The following is a 26,545-nucleotide window of genomic DNA, read 5'->3' as shown; positions in this document are numbered from 1 at the left end:
CGTACGACGTTCCCCGTGGTCCTTATATGGGGCATACGCGGTTCTGTCGGGCTTCTCAGGGCGTGCTCAGGGTTCTCTCATGTTCGCTGGACACAGTCGTAGACATGACTGAGAGCCAGCGCCCGAGCGGCGAGTACCCGATGTACCCCTCGTACGGCAACGGCGACGCGGCCTACCCGCCGCCGCCCTCGTACCGGCCCGCGCAGCCGATCGCCACGGGTCCCGGGACGACCGTGTGGCCCGGCGGCGGCGCCGACGGTCACAGCGGCGGCGGTGACGACGGCTACGGCGGCTTCCACGGGCTGCCGCAGCCCGCACCCCAGCCGCCCGCACGCGGCAGGCGCCGGGTCGGACGGCCGGTCGCCCTCCTGACGGCCGTGGCCGTCGCGGCGGCGGTCGTCGGCGGTGTCACCGCCACTGCCATCGGTCAGTTCACCGACTCCGGTTCCAGCGGCAGCGGCACCAGCAGTGCCGTCAGCGGCACGACCGTCTCGCAGAGCAGCGCGGGCACCGTCGCCGGAGTGGCGCAGGCGGTGTCGCCGACGATCGTCGAGATCGGCGCGAGCTCGAACATGGGGGAGTCCACCGGGTCCGGCGTGATCATCACCTCCGACGGCGAGATCGTCACCAACAACCATGTCATCGCGGGCGCCTCGACGATCAAGGTGACGCTCAACACCGGCAAGACGTACACCGCGAAGGTCGTCGGCACCGACGCCGACAAGGACCTCGCGCTCATCAAGCTGGAGGGGGCGAGCGGGCTGAAGACGGCCACGCTCGGCGACTCCTCCTCGCTCAAGGTCGGCGATCAGGTCGTCGCGATCGGCTCGCCCGAGGGCCTCACCGGCACCGTCACCAGCGGCATCGTCTCCGCGCTGAACCGCGATGTCACCGTCGCCAAGGACGGCGACAGCGGTCAGGGGCAGCAGGGCGGGGGCCGCAGCGACTGGCCGTTCGAGTTCGGCGGGCAGCAGTTCAACGGCGACACCGGTGACTCCACCACCACCTACAAGGCCATCCAGACCGACGCCTCGCTCAACCCCGGTAACTCGGGCGGCGCGCTCATCAATATGAACGGCGAGATCATCGGCATCAACTCGGCGATGTACTCGGCGAGTTCGTCCGACGGATCGAACAGCTCCAGCGCGGGCAGCGTCGGCCTCGGCTTCGCCATACCGGTGAACACGCTCAAGGCCGACCTGGACACCCTGCGGTCCGGCAACAGCTCCTGAGGAGATCAGCCATGAACCACCCGTCCGACACCCCCACCGGCCCGGCCGCCCTCGCGCTGCCACTGATACTCGCGACGGAGTTCGCCACCGTGGCGCGGCGCTCCCCGGAGGTCCGTGCGGCCACCCGCGCCACCGGCCGGCGACGCCGCGCCGCCCGCCGCCGCGCCACGGCCGTGCGAGGCTGAGAAGACAGCACCACGGCAGAGCAGAGAGAAGAGGACGACGAGCGATGAGCCCCGCCGAAGACGATCCGCAGCGCATCCTGATCGTCGACGACGAGCCGGCCGTGCGCGAGGCCCTGCAGCGCAGTCTGGCGTTCGAGGGGTACGGCACGGAGGTCGCCGTCGACGGACTCGACGCGCTGACCAGGGCGGAGTCGTACGCCCCCGATCTGATCGTCCTCGACATCCAGATGCCGCGGATGGACGGTCTGACCGCAGCCCGCCGCCTCCGCGCCACCGGCACCACCACGCCCATCCTGATGCTCACCGCCCGCGACACCGTGGGCGACCGCGTCACCGGACTCGACGCCGGCGCCGACGACTACCTGGTCAAGCCCTTCGAACTGGACGAGCTCTTCGCCCGTATCCGGGCCCTGCTGCGCCGAAGCTCGTACGCGGCCGCGGCGGGCGGCGGCGTCCCCGACGACAACGTGCTGTCCTTCGCCGACCTGCGGATGGACCTCGCCACCCGCGAGGTCACCCGCGGCTCGCGCCGCGTCGAGCTGACCCGGACCGAATTCACGCTCCTGGAGATGTTCCTGGCCCACCCGCGCCAGGTGCTGACCCGCGAGCAGATCCTGAAGGCGGTCTGGGGCTTCGACTTCGAACCGAGCTCCAACTCCCTGGATGTGTACGTGATGTACCTGCGCCGCAAGACGGAAGCGGGCGGCGAACCGCGGCTCGTACACACGGTGCGGGGGGTCGGTTACGCGCTCCGCTCGGGCCGCGGTGACGGATGACCGGGACCCTGCGCCGGTTCCGCGCCCTGCCGCTGCGCTCCCGGCTCGCGCTGCTGGTGGCGACGGCGGTGGCGGTCGCGGTGGCGGCGGTCGCGGCGGCCTGCTGGTTTGTGACGCGGGTCCAGCTGGAGCATCAGCTGGACACCTCGCTGCGCAACGTCCACGTCGACGACAAGTATGTGGAGACCCTGCTCACCGCCTGTACGCACCCCGGCCAGGCGGCCGCACCGCAAGTCGGCGGGGCATACGTCGTGCAGCTCGTCACCGTGTCCGGGAACACCTGCACCGCCCCCAAGGCGTCACCGATCGGTGTGACCACCGACGACATCGCCGTGGCCGCCGGTCTGCGGGACAACGCCCTGCACACGGCCAGGGCCGAGAACGGCAAGAAGATGCGCGTCTACACCTACACGACCCGCCCCCCGGTGCCGGGCCTGCTGCCCAACAGCTTCGCGGTCTCCGTCGCCCGCCCGCTGAGCGAGATCGCCGAGCCGCTCGCCACCCTCTCCTGGGTCCTCCTGGTCGTCTCCGGCATCGGCGTCGTCGGTGCGGGCGCCGCCGGTCTCTGGGTGGCCCGCACCGGCCTGCGCCCCGTCGACGAGCTCACCGAGGCTGTCGAGCATGTCGCCCGCACCGAGGATCTCTCGCTCCGCATCCCGGTCGAGGGCGAGGACGAGATCGCCCGGCTGTCCAGCTCCTTCAACTCGATGACCGCTTCCCTCGCCAGCTCCCGCGACCGGCAGGCCCAGCTGATCGCGGACGCCGGGCACGAGCTGCGGACCCCGCTGACCTCCCTGCGTACGAACGTGGAACTGCTCGCCCGCAGCGAGGAGACCGGCCGGCCCATCCCGCCCGACGACCGCAGAGCGCTGATGAAGTCGGTGACCGCGCAGATGACGGAGCTGGCGGCGCTCATCGGCGACCTCCAGGAACTGGCTCGCCCGGACGCGGCCCAGCCCGGCCCGCTCCAGGTCGTCGGCCTGCACGACATCGCCTCCGCCGCGCTGGAGCGGGCACGGCTCCGCGGCCCCGAGCTGACCATCACCGCGGACCTGGAACCCTGGTACGTCAGGGCCGAGCCGGCAGCGCTGGAGCGGGCGGTCGTCAATGTCCTCGACAACGCGGTGAAGTTCAGCCCGCAGCACGGCACGATCGCCGTGGCCCTGCGCGGCGGCGAGCTGACCGTGGTGGACCAGGGTCCCGGCATCCCGGCCGAGGAGCTCCCGTACGTCTTCGAACGCTTCTGGCGCTCCCCGTCCGCCCGCCAGCTGCCGGGCTCGGGGCTGGGCCTGTCGATCGTGGCGCGCACGGTCCAGCAGACGGGCGGCGAGGTCGCGCTGCGCCCGTCGCCGGGCGGCGGCACGGAGGCATGGATCCGCCTGCCGGGCGCCCCGCAGCCGCCGCCGGAGAACTAAGACCGACCGGCAATTGGGGGGCGGCGTCACGGGGCTGGGGCACGCACCTCGCGGCGTTGTCGTCAATCACCATGGCTCCTTCCCCAAGCTCTCGGCTTCGCTCGAGCAGGGGAGACCCCATCTGGCTCAATCCTCCGCCTTGCGATGTACGCACCCCAGCCCCGCTTCTTCACCCACCCCCCGATTGCCGGTCGGTCTAAAGGGCGTCGAGGGCCGGTGACGTGGCCTGGCGTACGGCGGCCACCGTGCTCGCCTCCAGCGCCGCGACACCGGCTTGGCTCGCCGGCCCCAGCCCGTGGCGCGCGGCGACCCATGAGGCGTCGTTGCAGGTCACCCAGGTGACCCCGGTGGCGTCCTGCCAGGCCAGCGCCTTCGCCGGAAGGTCGATGCCGGCGGTCTGCTTGTCCTGCATCAGGTGCGTGCCGCCCTCGGGCTTGCCGAAGATGAGCAGCTCGGTCGGACGGAGTTCCAGCCCCACACGGGCGGCGTGGTCCGCATGGTCGACCCGCGCGAACACATGGAAGCCCGCTGCTGTGATCGCGTCCTGAAGCCGGTCGATCGTCTCGCGGACAGGCCTGATGCTGGCCACGGTGACCAGGCCCTTGTCTGCATCTTCAGTCATTCTTGCGACCATAGGCGAGACTTTTTCGGATCCCCTGATGACACCAGGGCGGTGGGCCCATCCGGCCCACCGCCCCACTCACTCACCCGAGCACGGGCACTGCGTGTCCCTCAGGACCTACTGAACGACCGTGATCCGGTCCGTGACCGGCGGGGCCAGCGGCGCCGCCGCCGACGAGTGGGCCGACAGATAGGCGTTGAACAGGTCCAGGTCGGAGGCGCCGACCAGCTTGTTGGTGCCCTGGCCGAGCGCCGCGAAGCCGTCACCGCCACCCGCGAGGAACTCGTTCATCGCGACGCGGTACGTCTTGGCCGGGTCGATCGCCGCACCGTTCAGCTTGATCGTGTCGACGACGACGCGAGCGGCGCCGGTCTTCTTCATGTCCAGCGTGTAGGTGAGCCCCCTGGACACCTGGAGGATCTTCGGGCTGGCCTCGTTGGAGCCGCTGACCTGCTGCTGGAGTGCGGTGATCAGCTGGGCGCCGGTGAGGTCGACGACGTTCATCATGTTGGTGAAGGGCTGCACGGTGAAGGCCTCCCCGTACGTCACCACCCCGTCGCCCTCACTGCCGGTCGACTTGTACACCAGGTCCGCGCGGATACCGCCGGGGTTCATGAGGGCGACGACCGCCCCGCCCTTGTCCGCCGGGGCCAGGCCCTCGAGCTGCGCGTCGGCGATCAGGTTGCCGAGCGGCTTCTCGGGGGCCGTGGAACCGCGGCCGTTGATGTCGGCGGAGATGTAGCCCTGCGGCCTGCTCGCGATGGGCGCGGCGAGGGTGTTCCAGCGGGCGATCAGGGCCGTCATGTCGGTGGCCCTGGGCTGGTCCCGGGTGACGATGTGGTTCGTCGAGGTCGGGTTCGAGAAGCTCGACGACTTCACCGAGGTACGCACGATGTCCTGGGTGCGGCGGTCGTACGTGAGGGTCGTGTCCGTGTACAGCTTGCCGAACGACGAGGCCGAGGTGACCAGGCGCGGGTTGCCCGCCGGGTCCGGCACGGTGCACACGTACGCCTGGTGCGTGTGGCCCGTGACCAGCGCGTCGACCTTCGGGCTGATGCCCTTGGCGATGTCCACGATCGGCCCGGAGATGCCGTCACCGGCGCCGGGGCTGTCGCAGTCGTAGTTGTACGAGGAGGAGGCGGGGGCCCCGCCCTCGTGGATGAGCGCGACGATGGACTTCACGCCCTGGCGGTCGAGCTCCTTGGCGTACTTGTTGACCGTCTCGATCTCGTCGTGGAACTTCAGGCCCTTGACGCCGTTGGCGGTGACGATGTTCGGCGTGCCCTCCAGCGTCACCCCGATGAAGCCGATCTTGACACCGTTCTTCTTCCACACCGTGTACGGCTTGAGGATCGGCCTGCCGGTCTTCTCGTCCGTCACATTGGCGGCGAGATAAGGGAAGTCGGCGCCCTGGAACGTCGTGCCCTGCTCGTAGCACCCCTCGACCGGGTGGCAGCCGCCGTTCTGCAGACGGGCCAGCTCGGTGGCGCCCTCGTCGAACTCGTGGTTGCCGACCGTCGTCACATCGAGGTCGATCTTGTTGAGCGCCTCGATGGTCGGCTCGTCGTGGAAGAGACCGGACAGCAGCGGGCTCGCGCCCACCATGTCACCACCGGCCGCGGTGATGGAGTAGGGGTGGCCCTGGCGCGCGGTGCGCAGCGAGGACGCGAGGTACTCGACACCGCCGGCCGGAATCGTCTTCGTCGTGCCGTCGGCCTGCTGCTCGGTGACCGTGCCGGCCGACCCGGCCGGCGGCTCCAGGTTGCCGTGCAGGTCGTTGAAGGAGAGCAGCTGGACGTCGACGGTGCTGGCCGGCTCGTGGTTCCCAAGGCCCTGATCACGGCTCTGGGCATCGGCCGGCATGGCGGCGACGAGCGCGCCGACGGTGGCCAGACCGGCCGCGGCGGCAAGCACCCGCCGGGACGCACGGTTCTTATGCGGTGTCGCTGACATCGGTCCCCTTGTGAATTCAGCGGGAGGGTTCGGCCCGCAGCCTAGAGTCAACGCGCGTAGCGCGACAGGTGTTTCGAGTTACGAACTGGTTGCCTTGTGGTCAGTAAGGGCATCTATCACCGCACTTCACCCGTACGGCACCCATATGCAGGCAGGAACGTCACGGCATGCAGGTCGCCGCAGGCCGGTACGCCAGGGCCGACGGGCCGGGACCGGCCGCCGGCCGCGCTCACCCCGCGAAGGCGGCCCGGACCCGCACCGCACACCGCCGATCGAGGCCGCAACGCCCCGCTCCGCCCCACCAGCACCCCGCCCCGCCGTACGCTCGTACGCATGACGACTGATGTACCCCTCCCCGCTCCGGGACGCGAGATCCAGACGCTCGACGAGCTCTCTCCCGACCAGGCCGGAGCCGTCCTCGACCTGCTCGGCGAGGCGGCCCGCGCCGACGGCAGGCCCGCAGTCTCCGAACAGGGGCGACTGCAGCTGCGGGGCGGGCGCCGGGAGGGCGTACGGCACTTCCTGCTCACCAGCACAGGAACCCTCGTCGGATACGCGCAGCTCGAGGACACCGACCCCGTCGAGGCGCCCGCGGCCGAGCTGGTCGTGCATCCCGCCTACCGCGGGCAGGGGCACGGGCGTGCGCTGGGCGCCGCACTGCTCGCCGCGACCGGGAAGCGGTTGCGTGTATGGGCGCACGGCGGGAAGTCCGCCGCCCGCCATCTCGCCCAGGTCCTGGGCCTCTCCCTCTTCCGCGAGCTGCGCCAACTGCGCCGCCCGCTGAGCCCGCTGGACATCCCTGAGCCCGTACTGCCGCCGGGCGTCACCGTCCGTACCTTCGTGCCCGGCCAGGACGACGCCGCCTGGCTCGCCGTGAACAGTGCCGCGTTCGCCCACCACCCCGAGCAGGGGTCGCTCACCCAGCGCGACCTGGACGACCGCAAGGGTGAGCCCTGGTTCGACCCGAAGGGGTTCTTCCTGGCCGAGCGCGAGACCGAGGGCGTGACCGAGCTGGTCGGCTTCCACTGGACGAAGGTGCACGCCGAGGAGCAACTCGGCGAGGTGTACGTCGTCGGCATCCGGCCCGACGCGCAGGGCGGCGGTCTCGGCAAGGCGCTCACCGCGATCGGGCTGCGCCACCTCGCCGCCGAGGGGCTGCCGACCGCGATGCTCTACGTCGACGCGGACAACCCTGCGGCGCTGACGGTGTACGAGCGGATGGGCTTCGCCACCCATGAGGTGGACCTGATGTACCGCGCGGAGTCCTGAGCCCGCACACCATCCCTCCGGGGCGGCGTCGCTTGACGCCGCCCCTTTCTTCCGACACCCTTTCACTACTCAATTAGTGAAAGGGGTGAACATGGCAGAGTCCGCGGCGATCGACTTCCGCATCGACCGGCGCAGCGGCGTCGCCACGTACCTCCAGATCGTCCAGCAGACCAAACAGGCCCTCCGCCTCGGACTGCTGGAGCCCGGCGACCGACTGCCCACCGCACGTGAGGTCGTGGAGGCCACCGCCATCAACCCCAACACCGTGCTCAAGGCCTACCGCGAGCTGGAGCGCGAGGGCCTGGTCGAGGCCCGGCGCGGGATGGGCACATTCGTGCGCCGGACCCTCGGCACCGCGGCCACCACGGACACACCCCTGCGGGGAGAACTCACCGACTGGGCCCGCCGGGCCCGCACGGCGGGGCTGGAGCGCGACGACATGGCCGCGCTCTTCACCGCCGTACTGGACAGCACGTACAAGGGGGACGACCGCACATGACAGGCGCTGCGATCGAGGCGACCGGCCTCGGCATGAAGTACCGGCGCAGAAACGGTGGCTGGGCACTGCGCGACTGCTCGTTCCGGCTGCCCACGGGCCGGATATGCGCGCTCGTCGGGCCGAACGGGGCCGGCAAGTCCACCCTGCTCGCCCTCGCCGCGGGCTTCCTGCGGCCGGTCGAGGGAACCCTGCGGATCCTCGGCTCCGCGCCCGCCGAGGCCCGGAGCCGGGTGGCCTTCGTGGCCCAGGACAAGCCGCTGTACCCGCAGTTGACGGTCGCCGAGACGCTCTGGGCGGGTGCCGAGCTGAACCCCGCCACCTGGGACCAAGCCACCGCCGAACGCGTCATCGGGGACCTCCCGAGGGACGCCGGGGTCCGTACCCTCTCCGGCGGCCAGCGCACCCGCCTCGCGCTCGCCCTCGCGCTCGGCAAGCGCGCCGAACTGCTGCTGCTCGACGAGCCGATGGCCGACCTCGACCCGCTCGTCCGGCACCAGCTGATGGGTGTCCTGATGGCGGAGGCCGCCGAGCACGCCACCACCATCGTGATGTCCTCGCACATCCTCACCGAGCTGGAGGGTGCCTGCGACTACCTGCTGCTCGTCGACGGCGGCCGGGTCCGTCTCGGCGGCGAGACCGAGGACATCCTCGGCGCACACGCCCTGCTCACGGGTCCGGTACAGGACCTGGCACCGCACACCGTCGTCGAGTCCCGCACGACGGGGCGCGGGCTGACCGCACTGGTACGGAGGGAGGGCCCGGTGGACGAGGCGGCCTGGGAGATCGCGGAACCGTCACTGGAGGAGCTGCTGCTGGCGCATCTGCGGTCACCGGAGGCGCCCGCGCTGCTGACGCCGAGCGCGGCGCACGGCGAGACCGTGGCCCGTGAGGCGGTGGCGGCGCGATGAGCACCCTCAGCCTGAGCGGCCCGGCCCGGATCGTCGTACGCCGGCACCGCCGGACCCTGTGGACCGTCGGCGCCCTCGCGCTCGCCGGGATCGCCGTCGTGGTCGGCACCTATCTGTGGAGGAGTTCCGTCTCCGACACGTTCGCGGGCACGGGCTGCTCGGCCCAGAACGTCACCCGGGGCTGCGGCGACACCGTCCGTCACTTCCTCGACGCCGAATTCCAATTCCACCGCGTGCTCCAGTACGCCGACCTGGTGATGATGCTGCTGCCCGCCTTCATCGGCATCTTCGTCGCAGGTCCGGTGATCGGCCGGGAGCTGGAGAGCGGCACCTACAAGCTGTCCTGGACCCAGTCCGTGTCACCCGCGCGCTGGCTCGCCGCGCAGCTCGCCGTGCCCGCCGTCCTGACTCTTGCCGGAGTCTCCGTCCTGTCCGCCGCCTCCGCCTGGGCCTGGGCGCAGGGGAACGAAACGCTCTACCAGCTGGAGTGGTACGAGCGGGTCGTGTACGGCGCGATGGGCACCGTCCCCGTGGGCTACGCCCTGTGCATGCTCGCCTTCGGCGCACTCGCCGCGCTTCTGCTGCGGCGCACGGTCGCCGCGATGATCGTGACGGTGGTCGCGTACGGCGCGCTGGTCGTGGCCCTGAACACCGTACGCAACAGCCTGTGGCCGGTCCGTACGGACACCTTCCGGTTCGATGGCGCCTACCGGTTCCCCCGGGCGGCTGCCGACACCGGCCAGGGGTGGATCACCACCGGCGGCAAGCGCCTGCCCTCCGACGTGTGCCTGAACTCGGCCGACGATCTGAAGGACTGCCTGGCCGGCCACGACGTCGCGTTCCGCTACCTCGACTACCACCCCGCCTCGCACTTCTGGCCCCTCCAGCTGGTCGAGACGGGCATCCTGCTCGTCCTCGCCGCCGCCGCCGTCGCCCTCGCCTTCCGGGTACTGCGCCGACACCACGGCTGAACCGCCACGATCGTCCGGGTCCGGGCCGCAGAGGGGGCGGCCCGGACCCCGCACACGCAGCGCGACACCGCAACCCGCACCGCACACCGCTTCCTGCACGTCATGTCGCCGTTACCGGCCATTCAGACGCGCTTGCGACCCTCTCAGGATGCAGCCAGCTGTGCCGACCCCCCGGAACGGGAGAAATCCCGGCAGAAACCCCGTGTTTTCCGCGATCTCCGCCCCTTCCGACGCGCCTCAGGCACCTTCCGCGCGGAACAATAGGGCCATGAGCCAGTTGCCCAGCTCCGAGGTCCCGGTCCAGCCCGCCGTGCAGCCGTCGGTCGGCTCTCTCGCCGCGCACCGGCCGCATGCCGTCGCCTCCCCGAATTACGCGGGAGCCGGTCTTTCCATGGCCGCCGACCTCGATCCCGATCTCGACGCCGACGTGGACGTGTACGAACCCGACGTCGACGGCAGCGAGCTGCCGCATGGCCGGTTCCTGGACCGGGAGCGCAGTTGGCTCGCATTCAACGAACGGGTGCTGGAGCTCGCCGAGGACCCGGCGACGCCCCTCCTCGAACGAGCGAATTTCCTCGCGATCTTCGCCTCTAACCTGGACGAGTTCTTCATGGTCCGGGTGGCCGGTCTCAAGCGCCGTATCGCCACCGGCGTCGCCACCCGCTCCGCGTCCGGTCTGCAGCCCCGCGAGGTCCTCGATCTGATCTGGACGCGGTCCCGCGAGCTCATGGCCCGGCACGCCGCCTGCTTCCAGCAGGACATCGCGCCCGCGCTGTCGGACGAGGGCATCCAGCTGATCCGCTGGCCGGAGCTGACCGAGAAGGAACAGGCCCGCCTGTTCACCTTCTTCCGGCAGCGGGTCTTCCCCGTACTGACGCCGCTGGCCGTCGACCCGGCGCACCCCTTCCCGTACATCTCGGGCCTCTCGCTCAACCTCGCGGTCGTCGTACGCAACCCGGTCAGCGGCCACCGCCACTTCGCCCGCGTCAAGGTGCCGCCGCTGCTGACCCGGTTCCTGGAGGCGTCGCCGCAGCGTTACGTACCCATCGAGGACGTCATCGCGGCGCATCTGGAAGAGCTCTTCCCGGGCATGGAGGTCCTCGCCCACCACATGTTCCGGGTCACCCGGAACGAGGACCTCGAAGTCGAGGAGGACGACGCCGAGAACCTGCTCAAGGCCCTGGAGAAGGAGCTCATGCGGCGTCGCTTCGGCCCGCCGGTGCGCCTGGAGGTCGAGGAGTCCATCGACCCGTACGTGCTCGACCTGCTGGTCCGCGAGCTGAAGGTGTCCGACGCCGAGGTCTACCCGCTGCCCGGACCGCTCGACCTCACCGGGCTGTTCGGCATAGCGTCGCTGGACCGCCCGGAGCTGAAGTACCCCAGGTTCATCGCGGGTACCCACCGCGATCTCGCCGAGGTCGAGTCCTCCTCGGCGCCCGACGTCTTCGCCGCGCTGCGCGAACGCGATGTGCTGCTGCACCACCCCTACGACTCGTTCTCCACCTCCGTCCAGGCCTTCCTGGAGCAGGCGGCGGGCGACCCGGACGTGCTCGCGATCAAGCAGACGCTGTACCGGACCTCGGGCGACTCGCCGATAGTCGACGCCCTGATCGACGCCGCCGAGTCCGGCAAGCAGGTCCTCGTACTCGTCGAGATCAAGGCCCGCTTCGACGAGCAGGCCAACATCAAGTGGGCGCGCAAGCTGGAGGAGTCGGGCTGCCATGTGGTCTACGGCCTCGTCGGGCTGAAGACGCACTGCAAGCTCTCCCTCGTCGTCCGCCAGGAGGGCGACACGCTGCGCCGCTACTCGCACGTCGGCACCGGCAACTACCACCCCAAGACCGCGCGGCTGTACGAGGACCTCGGCCTGCTGACCGCCGACCCCCAGGTCGGGGCGGACCTCTCCGACCTCTTCAACCGGCTCTCCGGCTACTCCCGCCGCGAGACGTACCGCCGCCTCCTCGTCGCCCCCAAGTCCCTGCGCGACGGGCTGATCTCCCGGATAAACAAGGAGATCACTCACCAGCGGGCCGGTCGTCCCGCCTACGTACGGTTCAAGGTCAACTCGATGGTCGACGAAGCGATCATCGACGCCTGCTACCGGGCCGCCCAGGCGGGCGTTCCGGTGGACATCTGGGTACGCGGCATCTGCGCGATCCGCCCCGGCGTCGCCGGCCTCTCCGAGAACATCCGGGTCCGCTCGATACTGGGCCGTTTCCTCGAACACTCCCGGGTCTTCTCGTTCGGCAACGGCGGCGAACCCGAAGTGTGGTTCGGCAGCGCCGACATGATGCACCGCAACCTCGACCGCCGGATCGAAGCACTGGTCCGGGTCACCGACCCCGCCCACCGTGCCGCGCTCAACCGGCTCCTGGAGACCGGTATGGCCGACACCACCTCCTCCTGGCACCTCGGTCCCGACGGGAACTGGACCCGGCACGCCACGGACGCGGACGGCCAACCACTGCGGCACGTACAGGAAATGCTCATTGACGCCCGGAGGCGCCGGCGTGCGACGCCCTGACCACCAGACGACGACCCGGACGGACGTGTCCGCGGGCGCGGTCCTCGCCCCCTACCTGCAGGAACAGGCCGCGAACTTCCTTCGCAGCCTGCGTCTGCACCGCGAGAACAGCGCTCCCACGGACGCCGGGACACTCGCCGCCGAGCAGGCCGCCGGTGCACTGCGCCGCTCGGCCCGCCGCATCAGCGGCACCCTCCACACCTTCCGGTCGGCACTCGAACCCGGCTGGGCCGAGCAGCTCCGTACGGAACTGGCCTGGCTCTCCGGCACATTGGCCCGCGAGCACGCGTACGCGACCCGGCTGACCCGGCTCCTCGAAGCGCTGCACACCCTGTCCGGCACCCCGCTGCCGCCGCCCCGCGCACAGCGGACCGCCGCCGCCGGTGCCGATATCGATGTCACCCCGCACGACGCCGCGCAGGCCAAGGAACGGGCCGCACTCGGCGTCGGTGCGGCCCGGGCCGGAGCGCTTCTGGAACGACAGCTCACCCTCGCCAGGACCCGTGCCCACTCGGCGGCCCTCCAGGCGCTCGGCTCGTCCCGGTTCCACGCGGTCGCCGACGCGGTCGCCCTGCTCGCCTCCGAGGTCCCGCTCTCCGCCGCGTCCACGGCCCCGGCCGCCGAAATGCTGCACGGGCCCGCGAACCGGGCCGAGCAGCGGCTGCTCGGCGCGGTGGCCGCGCTCCCCTCCGACCAGGCGGTCGAGCCGTACAACGAGGCGCACGACGCGCCCTGGCACCAGGCCCGCCTTCTGCTGCGACTGCACCGGTACGCCCACGAGGTGGTACGCGGCGCCCCCGACCCGGTCCTGGCCGCCTCCGGACACGCGCTCGACCTGCACCGGGACGCGGCGGAGGCAGCCGCGGCGGCGGCATCGGCGGCCCGTACGCCGAGGATCGCGCCGGCCACCGCCTACGCCCTGGGAGTGCTCCACGCCGACCAGCGGCACGAGGTGGAAGCGGCCCGCGGGGTGTTCCGGGAGACCTGGCCGTACACGACGGCGGCTGTGACCGCGCCATGAGCGGCGGGACCGTGCAGGCCGCGGGGTGTGTGCTGTGGCGCCGGTCGGAGCACTCCGGGGAGCTGGAGATCTGCCTGGTCCACCGGCCCCGTTACGACGACTGGTCACATCCGAAGGGCAAGCTCAAGCGCGGCGAGCCGGCGATCGACGGCGCCCTGCGCGAGGTTCTGGAGGAGACCGGCCACCACTGCATACCGGGGCCCCCGCTGCCCACCGTCCGGTATCTCGCGAACGGCCGCCCCAAGGAAGTCCTGTACTGGGCGGCCGAGGCGACGGACGGCCTGTTCGTACCCAGCGACGAGGTGGACCGCATCCTCTGGCTCCACCCGGAAGCGGCCCGCGCCCAGCTCACCCAGCCCCGCGACCGCGACCTGCTGGACGCACTGCTGATCAGCGGGTGACGGCCGGTGCGGTGCCCGGGTCCGGGGTGACCGGTTCCGTCCTCGATCGCCGGACGGGCTGGATTTTCGGCGCCGTGTCCCGGGGGCGCCGCCGCCTCTGCCGGGTGGTGGGGTGGGCGGGGCCCCTCCGGGGCGTCTCCTCAGGACTGGCGCGGAAGCCCGCACGCGGACGAACCCGGCACGTACGCCAGCCCCTGCGGGGACTCCCCTGCACGGCCCCACCCAGGCATCACCCGCGCCCACCACCCGGCGGTCGTGACACGAGGGCACACCAGGCCGCGGACGCGCGACGACCGGTCCGGGGCCGTGCAGGGGAGTCCCCGCAGGACAACGAACGGACACCCGGGCCCCCCGCGTACCCGCCGAACGTTCGTCGTTCGAGGAGACACCCCGGAGGGGCCCCGGACCACCACCCACCAGGGCAGGCGACCGTGCCACCAGAGCCCAGACCGACACCCCAAGCCCGTCCGGCGATCGAGGACGGAACCGGCCACCCCGGACCGGGGCACCACACCACGCAACGCCCCGCCCAGGGGCCCCGCACCACGCAACACCCCCGCCCCGCCCAGGGGCCCCGCACCACGCAACACCCCCGCCCCGCCCAGAGGCCCCGCACCACGGCGACGAGAACCAGGCCGCCCGCCACGGTTCACCTCCTGTTCACTCTCCCCCGTAAGCCGCTTCACCTGTTCTGCCTAATTTCGGCAGTGCACGGTGCGCGGCGAAACGCCGCACCACCCACCACATCGCACGCCGTCGTAGAACGAACAAGACCTCGGCGGCTCCTGGAAGGAAAAACCCGAAAGTGAAGCTTCAGCGCAAGAACCGGCTTCGTGCCACCGCGCTCGGTGCCCTCGCCGTCTCCAGCGCCCTGGTCCTCACGGCGTGCGGTTCGGACAACAACAGCGGCAGCGACACGGGCGGCAGCGGCGAGAAGACGAGCGCCGCGTCGAACATCAAGTGTGACGACGCCAAGGGCCAGCTCCTCGCCTCCGGCTCCAGCGCGCAGAAGAACGCCATGGACCTCTGGGTCAAGGACTACATGGCGGGCTGCAAGGGCGTAGAGATCAACTACAAGTCCTCGTCCTCCGGTGAGGGCATCATCGCCTTCAACCAGGGCACGGTCGGCTTCGCCGGCTCCGACTCGGCGCTGAAGCCCGAAGAGGTCGCCGACTCGAAGAAGATCTGCAAGACCGGCCAGGGCATCAACCTCCCGATGGTCGGCGGCCCCATCGCGATCGGCTTCCACCTCGAGGGTGTCGACAGCCTGACGCTGGACGCCCCCACGCTCGCCAAGATCTTCGACGGCAAGATCAAGAAGTGGAACGACCCCGCGATCGCCAAGCTCAACGACGGCGCGAAGCTTCCGGACAAGGCGATCCAGGCCTTCCACCGCTCCGAGGACTCCGGCACCACGCAGAACCTCGGCAAGTACCTCGCCGCCACCGCGCCGAACGACTGGAAGTACGAGCCCGAGAAGAAGTGGCCGGCCCCCGGTGGCCAGGCCGCGTCCGGCTCGGCCGGTGTCGCCGCCCAGGTGAAGCAGGTCGACGGCTCGATCGGTTACTTCGAGCTCTCGTACGCCTCGTCGCAGTCCATCTCCACGGTCGACATCAACACCGGTGGCTCCGCCCCGGTCAAGGCCTCCTCGGAGAACGCCTCCAAGGCCATCGCCGCCGCCAAGATCAAGGGCACCGGCAAGGACCTGGCGCTCGACCTCGACTACACCACCAAGGCCGAGGGTGCGTACCCGATCGTCCTGGTGACCTACGAGGTCGTCTGTGACACGGGCAACAAGGCCGAGACGCTCCCCACGGTCAAGTCCTTCCTGAACTACACCGCGGGTGACGAGGGCCAGAAGCTCCTCACCGACGCCGGTTACGCGCCGATCCCGACCGAGATCAACGCCAAGGTCCGCGAGACCATCGCGTCCCTCTCGTAACCAGAAGCAACACCCGTAACACCAGCTGAAACCCAGCTCCACCAGCAACACCCGGCAGGCCGGCCCGGTGCACCCCTCCGGACCGGCCCGTCGGCATCACCCCCATCCGGTGCACCGCCGCCAGGGGAGCGTGTCGCTCCCCCACACAGACCGGAAAGACCATGGCTTCCACCACACCGATAAACACGCCACCGGTACCCCCGGTGCAGCGCAAGCGCGCCAGGCCCAAGCCGGCCGGACGCGCGGGCGACAAAATCTTCCTGGGCCTCTCACGGGGTTCAGGCATTCTGCTGCTCGTGATCATGGCGTCGATCGCCGTGTTCCTCACGTACCGCGCGACCCTCGCCATCTCCAAGGACGAGGGCAACTTCTTCACCACGCTGGACTGGAACCCGGTCGGCGACAAGCCGGTCTTCGGTATCGCGGTCCTGCTCTTCGGCACGATCGTCAGCTCGATCATCGCGATGGTCATCGCGGTTCCGATCGCTGTCGGTATCGCCCTCTTCATCTCGCACTACGCGCCGCGCAAGCTGGCCGCGCCCCTCGCGTACGTCGTCGATCTGCTCGCGGCAGTGCCCAGCATCGTGTACGGCATCTGGGGCGCCCTCTTCCTGGTGCCGTACCTGGAGGGGCTGAACCTCTGGCTCGACCAGTTCTTCGGCTGGACGTACGTCCTGGAGAAGACCGAGGTCGGCGTCGCCCGCTCGCTCTTCACCGTCGGCATCCTGCTCGCGATCATGATCCTGCCGATCGTGACGAGCGTCAGCCGCGAGGTCTTCCTCCAGGTCCCGAAGATGAACGAGGAAGCCGCCCTCGCTCTCGGCGCCACCCGCTGGGAAGTCATCCGCCTCTCGGTGCTGCCCTTCGGCCGCTCCGGCGTGATCTCCGCGTCGATGCTGGGCCTGGGCCGCGCACTCGGCGAGACGATGGCCGTCGCCACGGTCCTGTCGCCGAGTTTCGTCATCTCGGCGCATGTGCTCAACCCCGGCGGCGGAACGTTCGCCCAGAACATCGCCGCGAAGTTCGACGAGGCCGACCAGTTCGGGCGCGACGCCCTGATCGCCTCCGGGCTCGTCCTCTTCATCCTCACCCTGCTGGTCAACGGCGCGGCCCGGCTCATCATCGCCCGCCGCAAGGAGTACTCGGGGGCCAACGCATGAGCCAGGCAGCCAACACCGGCATACAGGAACGCCCCGCACCCACAGCGGCCGCTTCCCCGGGCAGCCTCAGCAGCCGGTCGCTCCCCCGCTGGGCCCCGGCCGCCTTCGCGGGTGCCGCGATCGTGCTCGGCGTCGGCATCGGCGCCGCGGCGGGCTGGCAGAGCCGCATCCAGTGGGGCCTGCTCTCCGCGGTGCTCTTCATCGTCATCTCGTACGTCACGACGTCGGTCGTCGAGAACCAGCGCCAGGCCAAGGACCGGCTCGCCACCAGCGTCGTCTGGGTGTGCTTCCTCCTCGCCGTCGTGCCGCTGGCCTCGCTGATCTGGACCACGGTCAGCCGCGGCGCGAAGGTCCTGGACATCTACTTCCTCACCCACTCCATGGCCGGTGTGCTCGGCACGGCGCCGGGTGGCGGTGTCTACCACGCCCTGGTCGGCACCCTGGAGCAGGTCGGCCTCGCCACCTTGATCTCCGCCCCGATCGGCCTGCTGACCGCCGTCTACCTGGTGGAGTACGGCAAGGGTGCGCTCGCCAAGGCCGTGACGTTCTTCGTCGACGTGATGACCGGTATCCCGTCCATCGTCGCCGGTCTCTTCATCCTGTCGATCATGCTGATTGCGCAGCTCCAGCCGTCCGGCCTGATGGGTTCGCTGGCGCTGACGATCCTGATGATCCCGGTCGTGGTCCGCTCCACCGAGGAGATGCTCAAGCTCGTCCCGAACGAGCTCCGCGAGGCATCACTCGCCCTCGGCGTCCCGAAGTGGCGCACCATCCTGAAGGTGGTTCTGCCCACCGCGATCGGCGGTATCACCACAGGTGTGATGCTCGCCATCGCCCGGATCGCCGGCGAGACCGCACCGATCATATTGCTGGTCTTCGGCAGCCAGCTGATCAACTCCAATCCCTTCCAAGGCGCGCAGTCGTCGCTCCCCTTCTACATCTGGGAGCAGTACAAGATCGGCAGCGAGGCGTCGTACGACCGTGCCTGGGCCGCCGCTCTGGTCCTGATCGCCTTCGTCATGATCCTCAACCTGGTGGCCCGCGGTATCGCCCGCTGGAAGGCCCCGAAGACCGGCCGCTGACGCGGCACGAAAGAAGCAGTGATTCAGATGGCCAAGCGCATCGACGTCAGCGGCCTGTCCGCCTATTACGGCTCCCACCTCGCCATCGAGGACATCTCGATGACCGTGGAGCCCCGCTCCGTGACCGCCTTCATCGGCCCGTCCGGCTGCGGCAAGTCCACCTTCCTTCGCACCCTGAACCGGATGCACGAGGTCACCCCCGGTGGCCGCGTCGAGGGCAAGGTCCTTCTGGACGACGAGAACCTGTACGGGTCCCACGTCGACCCGGTCACCGTGCGCCGCACGGTCGGCATGGTCTTCCAGCGGCCGAACCCGTTCCCGACCATGTCGATCTTCGACAATGTCGCGGCGGGCCTGAAGCTGAACGGTTCGTACAAGAAGGGCCAGCTGGCGGACGTCGTCGAGAAGTCCCTCCGTGGCGCCAACCTCTGGAACGAGGTCAAGGACCGCCTGAACAAGCCGGGCTCCGGCCTCTCCGGCGGTCAGCAGCAGCGCCTGTGCATCGCCCGCGCGATCGCGGTCGAGCCGGATGTGCTGCTGATGGACGAACCGTGCTCCGCCCTGGACCCGATCTCCACCCTCGCCATCGAGGACCTGATCGGCGAGCTGAAGGAACGCTTCACGATCGTCATCGTGACGCACAACATGCAGCAGGCGGCCCGCGTCTCGGACCGCACGGCGTTCTTCAACCTCGCGGCGGTCGGCAAGCCCGGCAAGCTCGTGGAGATAGACGAGACGGAACGGATCTTCTCCAACCCGTCGGTCCAGGCGACGGAGGACTACATCTCCGGCCGCTTCGGGTGATCAAGGACGGCCTTTGGGGTGCTGCATGGCGGTGCCACCCTCAAGGCAAAGGGTCCGCCCCCGCTCCTCACGAGGGAGCGGGGGCGGACCCCTTTCACTTCAAGCCCGTCGGGACGTCTCAGGCGCGTCCGGCAGCCGAGGACGGAGCGGCCACCGGACAACCCCGGCAGAGCCCACCCCGCTCACCCGAACAGCAGCACGACGACCCCGTAACTCGCGGCAGCAACCAGAGCCGCGGCCGGCATCGTGATGAACCACCCGAGGACGATGTTCTTCGCGACCCCCCACCGCACCGCGTTGACCCGCTTCGTGGCCCCCACACCCATGATCGCCGAGGTGATCACATGCGTCGTGGAGATGGGCGCGTGGAACAGGTAGGCCGAGCCGAACATGATCGACGCCCCGGTCGTCTCCGCGGCGAATCCCTGCGGCGGGTCCAACTCGATGATCTTCCGGCCGAGCGTCCGCATGATCCGCCAGCCACCCGCGTACGTACCCAGCGAGAGCATCAGCGCGCAGACGAGCTTCACCCAGACCGGGATCGGGTCGCTCGGACTCTCGACATCGGCGATGACCAGCGCCATCACCACGATGCCCATCGTCTTCTGCGCGTCCTGCAGACCGTGCCCGAGCGCCATGCCTGCCGCCGAGACCGTCTGCGCTATGCGGAATCCGCGCTTGGCCTTGTGCGGGTTGACCTTCCGAAACAGCCACATGATCGCGACCATCACCAGATAGCCCACGACCAGACCGACGACCGGCGAGACGAACATCGGGATGACGATCTTGTCGAGCACCCCGTTCCAGTGCACCAGCGTTCCGCCGGCCAGCGCCGCACCGACCATGCCGCCGAACAGCGCGTGCGAGGACGACGAGGGCAGACCGAAATACCAGGTGACGAGATTCCAGATGATCGCGCCGACCAGGGCGGCGAAGAGGATTCCCATCCCCTTCTGCCCCTCGGGCGTCGCGATCAGGCCCTCACTGACGGTCTTGGCGACTCCCTGCCCCAGGAAGGCACCGGCGAGGTTCATCACCGCGGCCATCGCCAGGGCCGCCCGCGGGGTCAGCGCCCGGGTGGAGACCGAGGTGGCGATGGCGTTCGCCGAGTCGTGGAAGCCGTTCGTGTAGGTGAAGCCGAGCGCGACACCGATGGTCACGATCAGCGCAAAGGTGTCCACGTGGTTCAGGACTCCTTGACCGCGATGGTCTCCACCGTGTTGGCGACGTGCTCGAACGCATCGGCCGCCTCTTCCAGCACATCCACGATCTGCTTGAGCTTCAGCACCTCAATGGCGTCGTACTTGCCGTTGAAGAGATGGGCGAGCAGCTTGCGGTGGATCTGGTCGGCCTGGTTCTCCAGGCGGTTGACCTCGATCCAGTACTCGGTGAGGTTGTCCATCGTGCGCAGGTTGGGCATCGCCTCGGCGGTCAGCTCGGCCGCCCGCGCCAGCACCTCGATCTGCTGCTCGACGCCCTTGGGGAGTTCTTCGATCTGGTACAGCACGACCAGGTCGACGGCCTCCTCCATGAAGTCCATGATGTCGTCGAGCGACGATGCGAGGTTGTAGATGTCCTCGCGGTCGAACGGCGTGATGAAAGAGGAGTTCAGCTGGTGGAAGATCGCGTGGGTGGCATCGTCCCCTGCGTGCTCCGCTGCCCGCATACGTTCCGCGATCTCGACTCGGGAGGCAGCATCCGCCCCGAGCAGTTCCATGAGGAGTTTCGAGCCCGTGACGATGTTGTCCGCGGATGCGGAGAACATGTCGTAGAAGCTCGTCTCCCTGGGGGTCAGACGAAAGCGCACGTGGGGTCCTCGGGATGCTTTGGTTTCGGTCAGGCTGATGCTAGGCGCATCATCCGGCCACGGCTAACCGGCATTCTTCAGTGTCGCGCATCGAACACGGTGATCAGCACGGGCCCCCGGTCACGGTTCAGCTGAATTCGTTAGGATATACCCACCCGGGGTATATAAAGCGCAGGGTAAAGGGAAAACGGGAGGCAGCAATGACCACCACCGAGACCACAGAGGCGACGGAACCCACCGAGGAAACGGCGGAGATCCTCACCGACCACGACCGCGGCATACACGGCTACCACCACCAGAAGGCCGACCACGTCAAGCGGCTGCGCCGGATCGAGGGCCAGATCCGTGGTCTGCAGCGGATGGTCGACGAGGACGTCTACTGCATCGACATACTCACGCAGGTCTCGGCGTCCACCAAGGCCCTCCAGTCGTTCGCGCTCCAGCTCCTCGAGGAACACCTGCGCCACTGCGTCGCCGACGCGGCGGTCAAGGGCGGCGAGGAGATCGACGCGAAGGTCGAGGAAGCCACGAAGGCCATCGCCCGCCTGCTCCGTACCTGAGGCAGCGCCGCTGGAGGTCGCACCGTGTGTGGTCGCATCGCCTGGGACACTGTCCGAGGCACCGCCTGACGTGCGCTTTCGTCCGTCAACCCCGGTGGTCGCCCTGCCGGGGGACGGTGGTGAGTTCGGTGCCCGCCCCGACGTTGAGCACCTCGTCGATACGGTCCGCACTGAGCCGTTCCCCGATCGCGGCCGACGCCGCGATCATCAGCTCACCGCATAGCTCGATCTCGGCGAGGGCCACATGGTCCTGAACGGTCCGAGTGCTGAGCGTCACCACGTACGTCACCTCTCACTGCCGTCGCCGACTTCCTAGCGTAGGGAGCGGACCACGCGCCGCGCATGGCACGGACGGACCATTTCGGCCCCTCCGGATGCCTACACGCCCGGCCCGCCGCGTCCTCCGCCGCTACCGCTGCCCTGCTCGATCTGCCCGGTGTAGATGTCGCGATCGTCCGGAAGCTTCACATTCACGGACACCCCGAACCCGAACAGCAGCGTCGTCGACACCACCTGCACCGCCGGTCCCTCATTGACGAAAGTGAACCGGTGCCGCACCTTCCGCAGCCGCCCCGCCTCGTCCAGATACGCATCGAACGGCACCGCGTCCGTGCGGAACCCTTTCGCCGCCGCGGCCAGTGCGCCACGCGATTGCGGCGAGGCGGTCCGCGCCGCGCGTCCGAGGTCCGCGGTCCCCCGGTAGTGCCGGACCATGACTCCGGCGAGCTCGCTCTCCCCCATGTACGTCACTGTGTCCGCGCCGCGCAGCAGTTCGGCGGCAGCCATGGGATCGGTGGCCCCGCCCGTGACGAGATTGCCGTCCTCCAGGGCCGTCGTATCGACCCGGACCCACTTGCCGACGGGGACTCCGGCACCACGGTTCTTCATGTAGAGCGCACCGGGGGCGAGGAGTTCGGTGATGGGGCGGTGTTCGTACTCGCCCGCGGCGTCCTTCGGCAGCACCACGGTGAGTCGGCCGAGCTGCCTGCGGAAGTCGTACGTCCCCCGGCCGGTGATCGTCACCCGTGTCCCGCCTGCCGCGGTCTCCATCGACGTACGCACCTCGGCGCTCCCGGCGACGTCGCGGCTCCCTGGCCGATTCCCGTCCCCCGTCCCGGCGAGCACCGCCGCCGCCCGGTGGATCGCATCGAGAAAATCGCCCCCACCCCGCTCGTCCACCACGCTCCGGCCGCCGGCATCGATCCCGTCCCGGCCACCGCTGTCCGAGCATCCGGCGGCCGCCGCCATCACGCCCACCACGGCGAGGGCGCAGACGGCGCGCGCCCCGCCACCGGACCTGTGCTGCACCACCATCGCCTGCCAACCCCCAACGACGTACCGCTTGCCCGAGCCCCCCACCCGCCCCGCATAACGACCACCCGTGTCCCCCGTCACGCCGTCCTCGGGGGCCCCACGGACGGGTGCCCGTCCCCAGTACCGTGGACGCGTGTACGACCAACACACCGCGGAGGTCACGCCGACCGCTCCCGCCACCCCGCCGACGCCCCCCGCCCACGAGCCCTTCACCATCGAACGCGGCTCGTTCTGCATCGCCCGCTGCGGATGCGGATGGACCGGCCCGGCCCGTCGCTCCCGCGACCGCGCCCGCACCGACGCCGAGGAACACCGCACCGCCCGCTGATCACGGATCACGCATCACGGATCACCGACAACCGATCCATCCGACGGTCGCCCGACCGATCGACCCGCGAGGCCATGACCCGGAGGTCCGATGACCCTGCCGAACCGGCGCACCCTGCTCACCGCGGGCGCGGCAACAGCCCTGGCCGGCGCCACGGCCACCGCCTGCAGAGGCACCGGCACGGGTTCCTCGGCCGACACCTCGGCCACCGCCACCCGCACGTCGCCCACACCAGCCGGCTCACCGTCTGCCACAACCGGCAAGGCGGACTGGCCCGCCCTGGCCAAGAGCCTCGACGGCACCCTCGTGCGCCCCGAGGACGCGGCGTACCGGACGGCCCGCCAGCTCTACAACACCCGCTTCGACGGCCAGAAACCGGCAGCCGTCGCGTACGTCCGGCACGAGGCGGACATCCGCGAGTGCCTGGCCTTCGCCCGCCGCAGCTCCACCCCCGTCTCGATCCGCAGCGGCGGCCATTCCTACGCGGGCTGGTCGAGCGGCAACGGGCGCCTGGTCATTGACGTCTCGTCACTCTCCCGGGTCGACCGGGACGGCACCGTCGGCGCGGGCGCCAAACTCGTCGACGTCTACCGGGGTCTTGCCCGGCACGGTCTGACGGTCCCCGGAGGCTCCTGCCCCACGGTCGGCATCTCCGGTCTCACACTCGGCGGCGGCCACGGCGTCGCGTCCCGCGCGTACGGCCTGACCTGCGACAGCCTCACCGCGGCAACGCTCGTCACCGCCGACGGCACAACCGTGACCGCCGACGCCAAGCACCACCCCGACCTCTTCTGGGCACTCCGCGGCGCGGGCAACGGCAACTTCGGCGTGGTCACCGAGCTGACGTTCCGCACCCGCCCGGCCCCGCAGACCGTCACCGCGTACATGTCGTGGCCGTGGTCGCGCGCCCGGTCGGTCATCGCGGCCTGGCAGGAGTGGGGCCCGGACCAGCCGGACGAGATCTGGTCCTCCGCACATCTCGCGGCGGGACCGGGCGGCGGCAACCCGACCGTGTCGGTCGCCGCGTTCAGCCTGGGGACCTACGGCGACCTCCAGAACGCCGTCGACCGCCTCGCCGACCGGATCGGCGCATCGGCGTCCTCGGTGTCGCTGCGCCGCCGCAGCTACGAGGAGGCGATGCTGGTGTACGCGGGCTGCTCCGGCATCAGCGACGCGCAGTGCCATCTGCCGGGTACGACACCCGGCCGCACCGCGCAGGGCGCGCTCCAGCGCGAGACGTACGCCGCCGCGTCCGACTTCTTCGACCACTCCCTGTCCCCGGCAGGCATAGGGGTTCTGCTCGACCGGACCGAGGCGTTCACCCGGATCGGCGTGACCCCGAGCGGCGGCGGCGGATCGATCGCGCTCACCGCGCTCGGCGGGGCGATCAACCGGGTCGACCCGCAGGCCACGGCGTTCGTCCACCGCCGCTCGCGCATGCTCGCCCAGTACATCGCCGCCTGGCGCCCCGGCACGGCGGGCACGGCCCAGCAGGACTGGCTGAAAAACACTCACGGGGCGCTGCGGCGCTACGCGTCCGGGGCGGCGTACCAGAACTACACGGACCCGACGCTGACCGACTGGCGGCAGGCCTACTACGGAACGGCGGCCGATCGGCTCGCCCAGGTGAAGAAGCAGTACGACCCCGAGCACCTCTTCACTTTCCCGCAGGCGCTGTAACGCAGAACCGGGGGGCGCGAACGCCCCCCGGTTCTCCCTCGGACCACTCAGGCGGCCAGATCCTTCTCGCCACCGCTGCCCGACCGCGGGCGCGGCTCCGGGATCCCGAGCGGGCGCCCCTCGGCCGCGGCCGGCACGGGCTGCCGCGACCGCACGAGCCACCCCATCCGCTCCGACCGCGAGACGGCGGCGACGACCGGCGTCAGCAGCGCCATCGCGAGCGGGGCGAGCAGCAGTGCGGCAGCTGTGCCGAGCGCGAATCCGCCGACGACGTCGGTCGGGTAGTGAACCCCCATGTAGATCCGGCAGAACCCTTCCGCCAGCGCGAGGGCGATCGCGGCGAGCCCGAATTTCCGGTTGGCCACGAACAGCCCGACGCCGAGGGCCATCGCCATCGTGGCGTGGTCGCTCACGAACGAGAAGTCGTTCTTTCCCGACACCAGGACATCCAGGCCCTGGTGGTCGCGGAACGGGCGCGGACGCTCCACGAAGCCCCGGATCGGAATGTTGACGAGCAGCGCGATCCCGGCGGCGAGCGGCGCCCAGACGATCCCGGCGACCGCAGTCACCGAGTCCTCGACCGTGCCGCGCCGGCGGACGCTCCACCAGCACCACAGGACCACGAGGACCATGCCGAGCATGATCCCGTACTCGCCGACGAACTCCATGACCCGGTCGAACCAGGTCGGAGCGGATTTCGCGAGCCCATTGATGTCGTAGAGCAGGCTGACGTCGGGGTTCGACCCATCCAGTGCGAGTCCAGCCATCTGCTGCGGCCCCTTGCCTTGTCTGCTGCCGCGGCGCACACCCGTGTGCACCGCAATTGACGAACCCCCGTATTCGGTTCGACCACTACTTCGATCACTGCTGCGTCAGGTACGCGACTGTGCCGGTCAGCGTCGCATGGTCAGTGCGCATGCTGTCCCAGTCCAGGGAACGACGCTCTCCATGTGTACGTTCCACTCTCCACCGAATGATCACCATGACGTTATCGAAGAGAGACTCGTCGCCGCAGCTCAGGGCCCAGGCTTCACGGAGAGTTCCGGCCACGGCCGACTCCCGGTCACGCCGCCGGCTGGGCGGTCGGGAGTGCCGCGGCGCCGTCCTTCGTCACGCGTGTCGCACCGAAGTAGTCGGGCGTGTCGATCTTGTCGAAACGGATCACGGCCCCGGTGTACGGCGCGTTGATCATGTAGCCGCCGCCGACGTACAGCCCGACGTGGTGGATTGCCCGGGAGTTGGTCAGGTCGTCCGAAAAGAAGACCAGGTCACCGGGGAGCAGCTCGTCCCGCGAGGGATGCGGCCCGGCGTTGTACTGGTCGTTCGCCACCCGCGGCAGCTCGATGTCCACGGTCCGGTACGCGGCCTGCGTCAGCCCGGAGCAGTCGAACCGTCCACCCTGCTCAGCCGTGCCGTTCCCGCCCCACAGGTACTTCGTACCGAGCTTCTTCTGCGCGAAGTAGATCGCCCCGGCCGCCTGCCGCGAGGGCTCGACCCGCCCGACCGGCCGGGCGAAGCTCTTCTCCAGCGAACGGATGATCTTGACGTAGTTCTGCGTCTCCGCGATCTTCGGTACGCCACCCGACCTGATGACCCGGTACGCACCGGCGTTGTAGGCGGCCAGCATGTTGTCCGTCTGATCCCCCGGCACCTTCTTGACGTAGCCGGCAAGTTCGCAGTCGTAGCTGGCGGCGGAGGGGATGGCGTCGGCCGGATCCCATACGTCCCGGTCCCCGTCCCCGTCCCCGTCGATCCCGTGCCCGGACCAGGTCCCGGGGATGAACTGCGCGATGCCCTGCGCGGCGGCCTTGCTCTGGGCCCGCGGGTTCCACCCGCTCTCCTGGTACAGCTGCGCGGCGAGGAGCGCGGGGTTGATGGCCGAGCAGAGGTTGCCCCACTTCTGCACGAGCGGCTGGAACTTCGCCGGCACGGCCCCCTTCGCCAACCCCACGGCCGCGTTGCCGCCGGCGCTGCCGAGGCCGGCGGCAGCGGAGTACGTACCGACAACGAGCAGGCCCACGAAGCACATGGCGACCCCGATGCCGATCCCACCGACCACCCAGAATTTCCGCACCCCTCAACCATCCCCCAT

Annotated in this window: 26 protein-coding genes; 18 read left to right on the top strand and 8 right to left on the bottom strand. The window is 69.9% G+C overall.

All coding sequences use genetic code 11. From position 1 onward, the window contains the following. The first annotated feature begins 104 nt into the window (after positions 1 to 104). Genes ACFU8W_RS28895 through ACFU8W_RS28880 form a run of 4 tightly spaced genes read left to right on the top strand, consistent with a single transcriptional unit; the run spans position 105 to position 3,608 of the window. Entirely contained in the window at positions 105 to 1,232 is a 1,128-nt protein-coding gene (locus ACFU8W_RS28895) for a S1C family serine protease (protein WP_384043105.1), read from the top strand. Between the two features lie 11 nt (positions 1,233 to 1,243). Beyond that, a complete protein-coding gene (locus ACFU8W_RS28890) occupies positions 1,244 to 1,417 on the top strand; it encodes a hypothetical protein (RefSeq protein WP_384043101.1) in 174 nt (57 codons plus the stop codon). Between the two features lie 44 nt (positions 1,418 to 1,461). Continuing rightward, on the top strand, positions 1,462 to 2,193 hold the full coding sequence (locus tag ACFU8W_RS28885; protein WP_384043098.1) for a response regulator transcription factor: 732 nt from the start codon (positions 1,462 to 1,464) through the stop codon (positions 2,191 to 2,193). Beyond that, complete coding sequence (locus ACFU8W_RS28880; protein ID WP_384043095.1) at positions 2,190 to 3,608, top strand: sensor histidine kinase; 1,419 nt, start codon at positions 2,190 to 2,192, stop codon at positions 3,606 to 3,608. Before ACFU8W_RS28885 ends, ACFU8W_RS28880 begins: the two co-directional genes overlap by 4 nt. A 196-nt stretch (positions 3,609 to 3,804) precedes the next feature. Here ACFU8W_RS28880 and ACFU8W_RS28875 read toward each other — a convergent pair whose 3' ends face one another. Both ACFU8W_RS28875 and ACFU8W_RS28870 read right to left on the bottom strand, forming a co-directional pair. Further along, positions 3,805 to 4,230 carry a DUF302 domain-containing protein gene (locus ACFU8W_RS28875; protein WP_384043092.1) on the bottom strand — a complete coding sequence of 142 codons (426 nt, stop codon included), beginning with the start codon at positions 4,228 to 4,230 and terminating at the stop codon, positions 3,805 to 3,807. A gap of 117 nt (positions 4,231 to 4,347) precedes the next feature. Then, positions 4,348 to 6,183 carry a bifunctional metallophosphatase/5'-nucleotidase gene (locus tag ACFU8W_RS28870; protein ID WP_384043087.1) on the bottom strand — a complete coding sequence of 612 codons (1,836 nt, stop codon included), beginning with the start codon at positions 6,181 to 6,183 and terminating at the stop codon, positions 4,348 to 4,350. 333 nt (positions 6,184 to 6,516) lie between these two features. Here ACFU8W_RS28870 and mshD point away from each other — a divergent pair, with 333 nt between their 5' ends. From mshD to pstB, 11 genes are all read left to right on the top strand, one after another. Further along, positions 6,517 to 7,452 (top strand): mycothiol synthase, encoded by a 936-nt coding sequence (mshD, locus tag ACFU8W_RS28865; protein ID WP_345512428.1) that lies wholly within the window; start codon positions 6,517 to 6,519, stop codon positions 7,450 to 7,452. Positions 7,453 to 7,543: 91 nt separating this feature from the next. Continuing rightward, complete coding sequence (locus tag ACFU8W_RS28860; protein ID WP_266983274.1) at positions 7,544 to 7,951, top strand: GntR family transcriptional regulator; 408 nt, start codon at positions 7,544 to 7,546, stop codon at positions 7,949 to 7,951. Next, positions 7,948 to 8,859 carry an ABC transporter ATP-binding protein gene (locus tag ACFU8W_RS28855; RefSeq protein ID WP_384043082.1) on the top strand — a complete coding sequence of 304 codons (912 nt, stop codon included), beginning with the start codon at positions 7,948 to 7,950 and terminating at the stop codon, positions 8,857 to 8,859. Before ACFU8W_RS28860 ends, ACFU8W_RS28855 begins: the two co-directional genes overlap by 4 nt. Beyond that, positions 8,856 to 9,830, top strand: a complete 975-nt coding sequence (locus tag ACFU8W_RS28850; RefSeq protein WP_384043080.1) for a hypothetical protein — start codon at positions 8,856 to 8,858, stop codon at positions 9,828 to 9,830. Before ACFU8W_RS28855 ends, ACFU8W_RS28850 begins: the two co-directional genes overlap by 4 nt. A 268-nt stretch (positions 9,831 to 10,098) precedes the next feature. Beyond that, entirely contained in the window at positions 10,099 to 12,354 is a 2,256-nt protein-coding gene (locus ACFU8W_RS28845; protein WP_384043077.1) for an RNA degradosome polyphosphate kinase, read from the top strand. Then, a complete protein-coding gene (locus ACFU8W_RS28840) occupies positions 12,341 to 13,375 on the top strand; it encodes a CHAD domain-containing protein (protein WP_384043074.1) in 1,035 nt (344 codons plus the stop codon). The genes ACFU8W_RS28845 and ACFU8W_RS28840 overlap by 14 nt, the downstream gene beginning before the upstream one ends. Beyond that, positions 13,372 to 13,776 (top strand): NUDIX hydrolase, encoded by a 405-nt coding sequence (locus ACFU8W_RS28835; RefSeq protein ID WP_384043071.1) that lies wholly within the window; start codon positions 13,372 to 13,374, stop codon positions 13,774 to 13,776. The genes ACFU8W_RS28840 and ACFU8W_RS28835 overlap by 4 nt, the downstream gene beginning before the upstream one ends. Before the next feature lie 805 nt (positions 13,777 to 14,581). Next, the gene (gene pstS / locus ACFU8W_RS28830; RefSeq protein WP_384043068.1) at positions 14,582 to 15,718 is read left to right on the top strand and encodes a phosphate ABC transporter substrate-binding protein PstS; all 1,137 of its coding nucleotides are present in this window, start codon (positions 14,582 to 14,584) and stop codon (positions 15,716 to 15,718) included. A 161-nt stretch (positions 15,719 to 15,879) separates the two neighbouring features. Continuing rightward, positions 15,880 to 16,878 (top strand): phosphate ABC transporter permease subunit PstC, encoded by a 999-nt coding sequence (pstC, locus tag ACFU8W_RS28825; RefSeq protein WP_345512436.1) that lies wholly within the window; start codon positions 15,880 to 15,882, stop codon positions 16,876 to 16,878. Then, complete coding sequence (gene pstA / locus ACFU8W_RS28820; protein WP_384043065.1) at positions 16,875 to 17,960, top strand: phosphate ABC transporter permease PstA; 1,086 nt, start codon at positions 16,875 to 16,877, stop codon at positions 17,958 to 17,960. The genes pstC and pstA overlap by 4 nt, the downstream gene beginning before the upstream one ends. Positions 17,961 to 17,987: 27 nt before the next feature. Further along, positions 17,988 to 18,764, top strand: coding sequence for a phosphate ABC transporter ATP-binding protein PstB (gene pstB, locus ACFU8W_RS28815; protein WP_345512438.1), 777 nt, complete (start codon positions 17,988 to 17,990; stop codon positions 18,762 to 18,764). Positions 18,765 to 18,946: 182 nt separating this feature from the next. On the opposite strand, the gene ACFU8W_RS28810 is transcribed toward pstB, so the two are convergent. Both ACFU8W_RS28810 and ACFU8W_RS28805 read right to left on the bottom strand, forming a co-directional pair. After that, entirely contained in the window at positions 18,947 to 19,945 is a 999-nt protein-coding gene (locus ACFU8W_RS28810; protein ID WP_345512439.1) for an inorganic phosphate transporter, read from the bottom strand. 5 nt (positions 19,946 to 19,950) lie between these two features. Next, positions 19,951 to 20,571: a DUF47 family protein gene (locus tag ACFU8W_RS28805; protein ID WP_345512440.1), complete on the bottom strand. Its 621-nt coding sequence runs from the start codon at positions 20,569 to 20,571 to the stop codon at positions 19,951 to 19,953. 200 nt (positions 20,572 to 20,771) lie between these two features. On the opposite strand from ACFU8W_RS28805, the gene ACFU8W_RS28800 reads away from it, so the two are divergent. Further along, positions 20,772 to 21,131: a metal-sensitive transcriptional regulator gene (locus tag ACFU8W_RS28800; RefSeq protein WP_266983293.1), complete on the top strand. Its 360-nt coding sequence runs from the start codon at positions 20,772 to 20,774 to the stop codon at positions 21,129 to 21,131. Between the two features lie 85 nt (positions 21,132 to 21,216). Here ACFU8W_RS28800 and ACFU8W_RS28795 read toward each other — a convergent pair whose 3' ends face one another. Together ACFU8W_RS28795 and ACFU8W_RS28790 are read right to left on the bottom strand one after the other, a co-directional pair. After that, positions 21,217 to 21,411 carry a hypothetical protein gene (locus tag ACFU8W_RS28795; RefSeq protein WP_345512441.1) on the bottom strand — a complete coding sequence of 65 codons (195 nt, stop codon included), beginning with the start codon at positions 21,409 to 21,411 and terminating at the stop codon, positions 21,217 to 21,219. A gap of 98 nt (positions 21,412 to 21,509) precedes the next feature. After that, positions 21,510 to 22,445 (bottom strand): hypothetical protein, encoded by a 936-nt coding sequence (locus ACFU8W_RS28790; RefSeq protein WP_384043059.1) that lies wholly within the window; start codon positions 22,443 to 22,445, stop codon positions 21,510 to 21,512. A gap of 133 nt (positions 22,446 to 22,578) precedes the next feature. Between ACFU8W_RS28790 and ACFU8W_RS28785 the strand changes: the two genes are divergently transcribed. After that, entirely contained in the window at positions 22,579 to 22,773 is a 195-nt protein-coding gene (locus tag ACFU8W_RS28785) for a hypothetical protein (protein ID WP_345512443.1), read from the top strand. Positions 22,774 to 22,863: 90 nt separating this feature from the next. Beyond that, a complete protein-coding gene (locus tag ACFU8W_RS28780; RefSeq protein WP_384043056.1) occupies positions 22,864 to 24,453 on the top strand; it encodes an FAD-binding oxidoreductase in 1,590 nt (529 codons plus the stop codon). Positions 24,454 to 24,500: 47 nt separating this feature from the next. Here the strand turns inward: ACFU8W_RS28780 and ACFU8W_RS28775 are convergent, their stop codons facing one another. After that, a complete protein-coding gene (locus ACFU8W_RS28775) occupies positions 24,501 to 25,220 on the bottom strand; it encodes a phosphatase PAP2 family protein (protein ID WP_384043053.1) in 720 nt (239 codons plus the stop codon). Between the two features lie 296 nt (positions 25,221 to 25,516). After that, positions 25,517 to 26,527: an NlpC/P60 family protein gene (locus ACFU8W_RS28770; protein ID WP_384043050.1), complete on the bottom strand. Its 1,011-nt coding sequence runs from the start codon at positions 26,525 to 26,527 to the stop codon at positions 25,517 to 25,519. Positions 26,528 to 26,545: the final 18 nt, after the last annotated feature.

Origin of the sequence: Streptomyces sp. NPDC057565, assembly GCF_042801455.1 — a bacterium.
Lineage (GTDB): Bacteria > Actinomycetota > Actinomycetes > Streptomycetales > Streptomycetaceae > Streptomyces > Streptomyces yanii.
This window is presented reverse-complemented; position numbering and strand designations above follow the sequence as displayed.